Source organism: Brooklawnia sp. (genome assembly GCF_049651565.1).
GTDB lineage: Bacteria > Actinomycetota > Actinomycetes > Propionibacteriales > Propionibacteriaceae > Brooklawnia.
The window spans coordinates 1-8669 of record NZ_JBASCI010000101.1 but is presented as its reverse complement, the minus strand read 5'-3'; the positions used below and the strand labels follow the sequence as shown (position 1 = coordinate 8669).

General features: G+C 69.3%; 8 protein-coding genes and 1 pseudogene. 3 read left to right on the top strand and 6 right to left on the bottom strand.

All coding sequences use genetic code 11. The features are described 5' to 3' along the window. Window positions 1–365: pseudogene (locus WBL05_RS04685) on the bottom strand (hypothetical protein); the annotation flags it as partial. A 40-nt stretch (window positions 366–405) separates the two neighbouring features. Continuing rightward, entirely contained in the window at window positions 406–1263 is an 858-nt protein-coding gene (locus WBL05_RS04680) for a DUF3097 domain-containing protein (protein WP_424224072.1), read from the bottom strand. Window positions 1264–1283: 20 nt separating this feature from the next. Between WBL05_RS04680 and WBL05_RS04675 the strand changes: the two genes are divergently transcribed. Beyond that, window positions 1284–1568 (top strand): hypothetical protein, encoded by a 285-nt coding sequence (locus tag WBL05_RS04675; protein WP_424224071.1) that lies wholly within the window; start codon window positions 1284–1286, stop codon window positions 1566–1568. 55 nt (window positions 1569–1623) lie between these two features. Here WBL05_RS04675 and WBL05_RS04670 read toward each other — a convergent pair whose 3' ends face one another. Together WBL05_RS04670 and hemW are read right to left on the bottom strand one after the other, a co-directional pair. Beyond that, window positions 1624–3216: a heavy metal translocating P-type ATPase gene (locus tag WBL05_RS04670; RefSeq protein WP_424224069.1), complete on the bottom strand. Its 1593-nt coding sequence runs from the start codon at window positions 3214–3216 to the stop codon at window positions 1624–1626. 140 nt (window positions 3217–3356) lie between these two features. Next, window positions 3357–4568 (bottom strand): radical SAM family heme chaperone HemW, encoded by a 1212-nt coding sequence (hemW, locus tag WBL05_RS04665; RefSeq protein ID WP_424224067.1) that lies wholly within the window; start codon window positions 4566–4568, stop codon window positions 3357–3359. Window positions 4569–4698: 130 nt separating this feature from the next. Between hemW and WBL05_RS04660 the strand changes: the two genes are divergently transcribed. Both WBL05_RS04660 and WBL05_RS04655 read left to right on the top strand, forming a co-directional pair. Further along, a complete protein-coding gene (locus WBL05_RS04660; RefSeq protein ID WP_424224073.1) occupies window positions 4699–5220 on the top strand; it encodes a rhomboid family intramembrane serine protease in 522 nt (173 codons plus the stop codon). A gap of 72 nt (window positions 5221–5292) precedes the next feature. After that, a complete protein-coding gene (locus WBL05_RS04655) occupies window positions 5293–5571 on the top strand; it encodes a cupin domain-containing protein (protein WP_424224066.1) in 279 nt (92 codons plus the stop codon). A 215-nt stretch (window positions 5572–5786) separates the two neighbouring features. Here WBL05_RS04655 and lepA read toward each other — a convergent pair whose 3' ends face one another. Then, a complete protein-coding gene (gene lepA, locus WBL05_RS04650; protein ID WP_424224065.1) occupies window positions 5787–7622 on the bottom strand; it encodes a translation elongation factor 4 in 1836 nt (611 codons plus the stop codon). Window positions 7623–7704: 82 nt separating this feature from the next. Next, entirely contained in the window at window positions 7705–8373 is a 669-nt protein-coding gene (locus WBL05_RS04645; protein WP_424224064.1) for a hypothetical protein, read from the bottom strand. Window positions 8374–8669: the final 296 nt, after the last annotated feature.

The window sequence follows — 8669 nt, the reverse complement described above, 5'->3', positions numbered from 1 at the left end:
GCCGGTTCCTCCGCCGCGGCAGGCTCCTCCGCCAGCGCAGACTTCTCCCCCGGCGCAGGCTCCTCGGCGCCCGCTTTGCGCGCCACCGACGCCGGTTCCTCGGCCGGCGGCTGCTGCCGCGCGGGCTGCTGATCCGCTGCTGCACCTGCCGGTTCGGACGGCTTGCTCCGGGCAGTCTTGCGGGTTGCCTTCCTGGGCTTGGCGGCACGACGCTTCTGCGCTGGTGGGGTGGTCAGCGGGTCGCCCGGGGCGGCAGGGTTCGGGTCTGCGGTTGGAGCGGTGTCGGCGGGTGGAGCGGTATCGGCGGTTGCCGAGGTGGAGGGTTCGTCCTGCACAGTGGACGCGCCCGCGTCGTGCTCAGTCATGGGCTTGAGAATACCGGGGCGGTCCACTGCCCCTGAACGCTCAGTCGATCTGGTCGAGGTGGTCCTGGGTGACGAAGTCGATCAGCTTCTCGACCTCCCGGGTGAAGTCCGGATCGAGGTCGCGGAAGGTGCGAACCCGGGCCAACATGCCCTGCCAGGCCCGGGCAATGTCGCCCTGGTCGCGGTGCGGCAGGCCGAGGGCGGCCAGCGTGCCCTTCTTGAAGTCGACGTCGCGGGGCACCTGCGGCCATGCCCGGATGCCGATCACCTGTGGCCGGATCGCCTGCCAGATGTCGATGAACCGGTGCCCGGTGATCGCCACCACATCGCCGTAGCCGCCCTTGGCCACCTCGGCTGCGATGCGCTGCTCCTTGGAGCCGGTCACCAGGTGGTCGACCAACACGCCCAGCCGGCGACCGGGTTCGGGTCTGAACTCGGCGACGATACCGACCAGGTCGTCGATGCCGCCCAGGTACTCCACCACCACGCCGACGTGGCGCAGGTCGGCGCCCCAGATCTTCTCGACCAGTTCGGCGTCGTGCCGGCCCTCGACGTAGATGCGGCTCGGCAGCGCCACCTTCGCCGGTCGTTGCGGGCCGACCCGGGAGCCCGACGCGGTGTACTTCTTCGTCGACCCGGTTCGCGGCGGGATGCGGAGCGCGACCGGCTGGCCGTCCAGCCAGAACCCCGGCCCGACCGGAAAGCTGCGCCGCTTGTGGTTTCGGTCCTCGAGGATGACCAGGCCGTTCTCCCAGCCCATTATCTCGCCGACGAAACCGGACGCCGGGTCCTCGACCACCATGCCGAGTTGCATCGGCACGTCGGTGGCCTTTGGGCGGGCGCTGCGGCGGGGGGCGAGCACGTCGCGGCCGTATCGATCGTTGCGTGGGGAAGTCACCCCGGTAGCCTATTGCCGGATTGCGGGCCGCGAAGCAAACCGTCCGAGCGGTCCACATCGGCAAGCGCACCATGCGCGTGGCCTGGCAGGCAATTGGCATCGGCCTGGCGATGTCCATCGGGCTCATGGTCATCGCCGCCTTTGGGATGCTGCCCGCCATCCTCGGCGCCTGGCTACAGGAAGTCGTCGACCTGGCCACCATCGGCTGGGCGCTGCTGGCGATGCGGCCCGGCCGGGCCGAACGCGCCGAGGTCGAGCAGATGCGGGTCGAACTGGTAGCCGCCGGGCACCCGACCCACCACTGACCCGGGATCAGGTGCGGGTTCCCGATACCTCGTGGGTTCAGGAGCGGCGGAGCGGCTAGGGTCTTCGGGTGAGGTCGTCGACGGTGATGACGACGTCGGCGGAGTCGCTGGCCGCGCTTGCGCCGCGTGCTCCCATCGCGATGCCGACGTCCGCCACGGCCAGCACGGGGGCATCGTTGACGCCGTCGCCGACCATCATCACCGGCTGATGTTCTGCGCCGTTGACCGCGTCCACCTTGTCCTCGGGGAGCAACTCGGCGCGGACGTCGTCGATTCCGGCCTGGCTGGCGATATGGTGGGCGACCTGCTCACCGTCGCCGGTGAGCATCATGGTGGTACCCACTCCGGCACGGTGCAGTGCGGCCATCGTTGCAGGGGTCTCGGTTCGTAGTTCATCGGACAGGGCCAGGTATCCGGCATAGCGCTGATCGATCGCCACGTGCACGCCGGTGGCTCCGTCGGGCAGGGGCAGGCGGTCCAGCCCAGTCTCACGTTGGATGAAGCGAGCGCTTCCCGCCGCCACCGCGTGCCCGGTGACCGTTCCGCGCACTCCGCTGGCGGGGATCTCGGAGACGTCCTCGGGCGCTGGGATGGTGTGCCCGGCTGCGCGGGCGTGGTCCACGATGGCGGCCGCCAGGGGGTGGCTGGAGTACTGCTCCACCGCGGCGGCCAGCATGAGCAGTTCATCGGCGGCAATGTCCAGGGCATGGATGTCGGTGACGCGAGGTTCGCCGTAGGTCAGGGTGCCGGTCTTGTCGAAGGCGGCGGTGCGCACACCGGCGAGCTGTTCGAGGGTGGCGCTGTCCTTGACGATGACGCCGTTACGCGCGGAGCGTGACATCCCGCCCATGAATGCCACCGGTGCGGCGATGATCAGCGGGCACGGGGTGGCCACGACCAGGACCTCGGCCATTCGGGTGGGGTCGCCGGAGACGATCCAGGCCGCGATGGCCAGGGTCAGGGCACCGATGGTGAAGGGCACGGCCACGCGGTCGGCCAGCCGTACGAAGGGCGCCCTGGATTCCTGGGCCTGCCGGACGAGTTCGATGATGCTTTGGTACTGTGACTCGGCCGCCGGGGCGGTTACCCGCACCTCGATGGCCTCACCGCCGTTGATCGCCCCGGAGAGCAGCTCGTCTCCCAGGCGGCGGTCAACGGGCAGCGACTCACCGGTCAGGGACGACTCATCCAGAGTCGCGGCGTCGGACTCCAGCACCCCATCGACCGGCACAACCTCGAAGGGACGCACGAGGAGGCGATCGCCGACCACGACCTGCTCGACTGGGACATCGGTGAGCTGATCGCCTGGTCCCAGAAGGTGCGCGGTCCGGGGGGCGTTCTCCAGCAACCCGGTGAGCTCGGCCTTGGCGCGATTGGCGGCGTAGTCCTCCAGCGCCTCACCGCCGGATAGCATCAGGCAGACCACCAGCGCCGCCCAGTACTCTCCCACCACTACCGTGGAGCCAATGGCGGTGATGGCCAACAGGTCGATGCCGTAGCTGCCCGCTCGCAGGTCATCCGCCATCCCACGCACCTGCATGAGGGCCAAGATGATCGCGAAGGCGGAGATCACCCAGCGCGCGGACGTGGCCTGGCCGGTGATTTCCAACGCCCCGCCGACGAGCCCGACCGCAAGTGTTGCGATCACCACCGGATACCGCGCAAGATTCCTGAGCAATTTCCGAAGCATGTTCTGTTCCTACGACCGATCTGGCAGATGCACAAAGACGTCTGCAGCAATTGCCGCAACGTTGGCCTCGGCCATTCGGGCCGGCACGCCCGGCGGCGCTAATCGAGCAGGTCCCGGACGACCGCGTCCGCCAACAGCCGCCCGGCCAGGGTGAGTCGGACACGTCCACCCGCCTGGACGGCCAGGCCGCGGTCTACCAGCCCGGGCAGCCGGGTCTGCTCCGAGGTGGTGAGTACGTCGGTCGGCAACCCGTCGGCCAGCCGGATCTCCAGCAGCACCCGCTCGGTCCGCCGGCTCGCGGCGTCCAGCACCTCGCGGGCTTGGGCGGGGCTGCGTCCGGACGCCAGGGCTGCGGTGTACCGGGCTGGGTGCCGAAGGTTCCACCAGCGCACCCCGCCGACGTGGGAGTGGGCGCCCGGTCCGACCCCCCACCAGTTGGCACCCTGCCAGTAGGCCAGGTTGTGCCGGGACCGGGACGCCACGGAACGGGCCCAGTTGCTGACCTCGTAGTTGTGGTAGCTGGCGCCGGTGAGGAGTTCTTCGGCGAGCAGGTAGTGGTCGGCCTGCTGGTCCTCGTCCACCGGCTGCAGTTCGCCGCGGGCGACCCGGCGGGCCATCGCGGTGCCCGGTTCGATCACCAGCGCGTACGCCGAGACGTGGTCGGGGTCGGCGCCGATCACGGCGTCCAGGCTGGTCTGCCAGTCGCGCTCGGACTCGCCGGGGGTGCCGTAGATCAGGTCGAGGCTGATCTGCTCGAAGCCCGCCGCGCGGGCCTCGGCGACCGCTTCCAGGGCCCGGCCGGGGGTGTGGAGGCGGTCGAGGGTGGCCAGCACGTGCGGCACCGCCGACTGCATGCCCAGACTGAGCCGGTTGATGCCGCCGGCCCGCAGCGCCTCCAGTTCATTCGGGCCCACGGTTTCCGGGTTGGCCTCGGTGGTCACCTCGGCGTCGGCTGACAACCCGAACGCGTCCCGGATGTGCTTGAGCACCCCGGCGAGCTGGCCGGGGCTCACCAGGGTGGGCGTGCCGCCGCCGAAGAAGACCGTACTGGCCGGTGGGGAGGCCGGGCCTAGCACCCGGGCGGCGAGGTCGATCTCGGCGTGCGCCGCGGCCAACCAGTCGTCCCGGCCACCGCCGGGACCGAGCTGGTCGGTGGTGTAGGTGTTGAAGTCGCAGTAACCGCAGCGCACCAGGCAGAACGGGACGTGCACGTAGAACGACAACGGGGTCGCACCGAGTGCGTCCAGCGCGGTGGGCGGCAGGACACCGTCGGGCGGCGCCGCCTCACCGTCGGGTGGGGTCGATGGCATGCCGACCAGCCTACGTCGGCGCCGACTTGGGGCTTCGCGCCAGAATTGAGCCATGAGCCTGCCCGCCCGCCGTCGCGGCGCCGAAACCGCCAGGAGATCCGGCATCCTGAACCTGGCCGTGGTCGGGCTGATGTGGCTGCTGGAGCTTATCGACGTGGTGCTGCAGGGCGCGCTCGACTGGATCGGGGTGCACGCCTGGGAGTTCTCGATGCTGTGGACGGTGTTCACCGCGCCGTTCGCGCACGGCGACTTCGGGCACCTGGCGGCCAACTCGGTTCCGCTGCTGGCGCTCGGCTTCGTGATCGCGCTGGACGGGGTGCGGCAGTGGGCGTACGTGACGCTGGCCGCGGCCATCGGGTCGGGGCTGTTCGCGTTCGTGCTGAACGCCCCCGGCACGGTGACGATCGGGGCATCCGGGATCGTCTTCGGCTACCTCACCTACCTGATCGCCCGCGGTCTGTTCTCGGCCGACTGGCGGCAACTGGTGCTCGGCGCTGTGGTGCTGCTGGTCTATGGATCGGTGCTGTGGGGTGTGTTCCCGACGGCCCCCGGCGTGTCGTGGCAGGGCCACCTCGGCGGTGCGGTGGCCGGCATCCTGGCGGCGTGGTGGCTGCACAGCACCGAGCGCCGGCGGGCCCTGATCAAGCGCTGAAGCCTGGGCGGCCGAGTCGCCCTGAACCTGAACCAGGAACTCCCGGCGGTCACCCAATCGACCACTTCGCGGGTGGTCGTCAACAACCCACTGCTGCGGGTGGTGCTGTTCACCTTCGACGCCGGCCAGTTGCTCACCGAGCACACCAGTCCGCGGGCGGTGGTGGTGACCCTGCTCAGTGGCGAGATGGACTTCTTGGTGGCCGGCCTGAACCACAAGATGACCAGCGGTGACGTGATCTACCTGGCCCCTGGGGAGCCGCACTCGCTGACCGCCGTCACCCGGTGCCGCATGCAGTTGGTGATGGTCGATCCGTCCGCACCACGGGATTCACCGAGGAGCCAGACATGACTGAGCGCATGCCCCGAGCCGGCACCCCCCACCAGAGGCCCGACGCGGAGGATCACGCAGCGTAGTAGTCGCTGGGCGATGCTCCGCAATAGCGCAGGACGGCCCTCGCAGCGCGGGACGGCTGGCCTCGCGGGGGCCCGACTCTCCCCAAGGGCCGGCCAGGCGAGGTGCTCCAACGGCCTGACGCCCCCAGGCACCCGGCCGTGCAGCTTCGGCTACTTCTTGTCCTTGCTGGGCTCCCCGGTCGACAGCGCGGCGACGAAGGCCTCCTGGGGCACCTCCACGCGGCCGACCATCTTCATGCGCTTCTTGCCCTCCTTCTGCTTCTCCAGCAGCTTGCGCTTGCGGGTGATGTCGCCGCCGTAGCACTTTGCCAGCACGTCCTTGCGGATCGCCCGGATGGTCTCCCGGGCGATCACCCGGGAGCCGATGGCCGCCTGCACCGGAACCTCGAACTGCTGGCGAGGGATCAGTTCCTTCAGCTTGGCCGCCATCGCGACGCCGTAGGAATAGGCCTTGTCGCGGTGCACGATCGCGCTGAACGCGTCCACCGGTTCGCCGTGCAGCAGGATGTCGACCTTGACAAGGTCGGCGACCTGGGTGCCGGCCTCCTCGTAGTCCAGCGACGCGTAACCCTTCGTCCGTGACTTGAGCGCGTCGAAGAAGTCGAACACGATCTCGGCCAGCGGTAGCTCGTAGCGCAACTCGACCCGGTCCTCGGACAAGTACTCCAGACCCTGCTGGACGCCGCGGCGGGCCTGGCACAGCTCCATGATCGGGCCGATGTACTCCGCGGGCGACAGGATGGTGGCCTTGATGATCGGCTCGTGCACCTCGGCGACCTTGCCGTCCGGGAACTCCGACGGGTTGGTCACCTCGTGCTCGGTTCCATCCTCCATCACCACCAGGTAGTGCACGTTCGGTGCGGTGCTGATCAGGTCCAGGTTGAACTCTCGTTCCAGCCGCTCCCGGACGATCTCCATGTGCAGCAGGCCGAGGAACCCGATCCGGAATCCGAACCCGAGCGCCGCCGAGGTCTCCGGCTCGTAGCTGAGTGCGGCGTCGTTGAGCTGCAACTTCTCCAGCGCCTCACGCAGCTCGGGGAAGTCGTCGCCGTCGATCGGGTACAGCCCGGCGAAGACCATCGGGTGTGGGTGTCGGTAGCCGGCCAGCATCTCGGACGCCGGTCTGGCGCTGAGGGTGACGGTGTCGCCCACCCGGGACTGGCGGACGTCCTTGACTCCGGTGATCAGGTAGCCGACCTCGCCGGCCCGCAGCCCGTCCGACCTGGTCGGTTCGGGTGCGATGACGCCGACCTCGAGCACCTCGTGGGTGGAGTTGGTGGACATCATCAGGATGCGGTCGCGGTGCCGGATCGAGCCGTCCATCACCCGGATGTAGGTGACGACGCCGCGGTAGGAGTCGTAGACCGAGTCGAAGATCAGCGCGCGGGCCCGTTCGGCCGGGTCGCCGACCGGGGCGGGGACCTGAGCGACGATCTGGTCGAGCAGTTCGGGGACGCCGTCGCCGGTCTTGGCGCTGACCCGCAGCACCTCGTCGATGCTGCAACCGATGATGGACGCCAGTTCGCGGGCGAACTTCTCCGGCTGGGCGCCGGGCAGGTCAATCTTGTTCAGCACCGGGATGATGGCCAGGTCGGCCTCGAGGGCCAGGTACAGGTTGGCCAGGGTTTGCGCCTCGATGCCCTGCGCGGCGTCCACCAGCAGCAGCGCACCCTCGCAAGCAGCCAGCGACCGGCTGACCTCGTAGGTGAAGTCGACGTGGCCGGGAGTGTCGATCATGTTCAGGACGTGGGTGGTGCCGCCGACCTGCCAGGGCATCCGGACCGCCTGCGACTTGATGGTGATGCCGCGTTCGCGTTCGATGTCCATCCGGTCCAGGTACTGGGCGCGCATCGTCCGGTCGTCGACGACCCCGGTCAACTGCAGCATCCGGTCGGCCAGCGTCGACTTGCCGTGGTCGATGTGGGCGATGATGCTGAAGTTGCGGATTACTGCAGGGTCGGTGCTTCCGGGTGCAGGAACAGGCATTCACTATCCAGTCGGGTGCCGGCTGGACTCTTGGCGTCCAGCGCCATCCCCCATCTTCGCACGCCCGCGGCGTCCCCCCAACTCAGTCGTTTCGGCCCCCGGTCCGGAACCCGATCGCGGCCAGCAGGGCCCCCACTCCCACCAGCGCCAGGCCGGCGATCCGGGCGATCAGGCCGACCAGCCACCAGCCGTAGGCGTTCAGCAGCATGCCGCGGATGGCGTTGCCCATGAAGAAGTTGTCGGACCGCAGTTCGTAAAGGGCCTTGATCTCGCGAGCGGCCTCGAACTCGGTCTCGGGATCGGCAACCTCGGCCTTGGCCAGCAGGTTCACCTCGGCGGGGCTGAGCCCGGGGTTGCGTTCGCGCAGTTCGGCCTTGAGTTCGCGGTTCTTGGCCGCTGCCAGGTCCCCGACGCCGGCGTAGGTGGCCTGGTCGTCCGGGACGCCGGACTGCCGGGCCGCCACCCGCATGTGGGCCAGCACATAGTTGTCGGCGTAGGCCCGGGCCTGCGGGCCGGTGGACAGCGTGACTCCGGCGTGCGGACGCAGCAGTTCGGCGTCCTCCGCAGTGACCAGGCCGATCTTCAGTTCACGCTCGATGGTCTCGATGTCAGGCATGGTGATGGCCTCGGCGGCAAGCTGTTCACCCACGAACCGGTGGGCGAACTTGCCGCCGATCAGCGCACCCACTCCGGCCACCGGCAGCACCACTGCGAAGACGCGGGCCATCGCGCTGTAAGTCGGGTTTGCCATCGGGGATCCTCCATCATCGGGGTTCGCAGCTGGCCTGCAGTAAGTCGCATTCTAGGGGTGGGCGCTGGGGCGGGGCGTGGCGGGACGATAAAGGCGGCGATCCCGCCTGGGACCGCCGCCCTTGGTGCTGGGTTGGCTTGGCCTGGCTCAGCCGGCGCGAACCGCACCCTCGCTGGCCCGGACGGGGGATCCGCCGGTGGGCTCGCCGGGCGCCGTCTTCGGCTTGAGGGTAAATCCCAGGATCAGCAGGCCGATCCCGACCACTATCAGCACGCCGCCGGCGACCTGGGCGATGG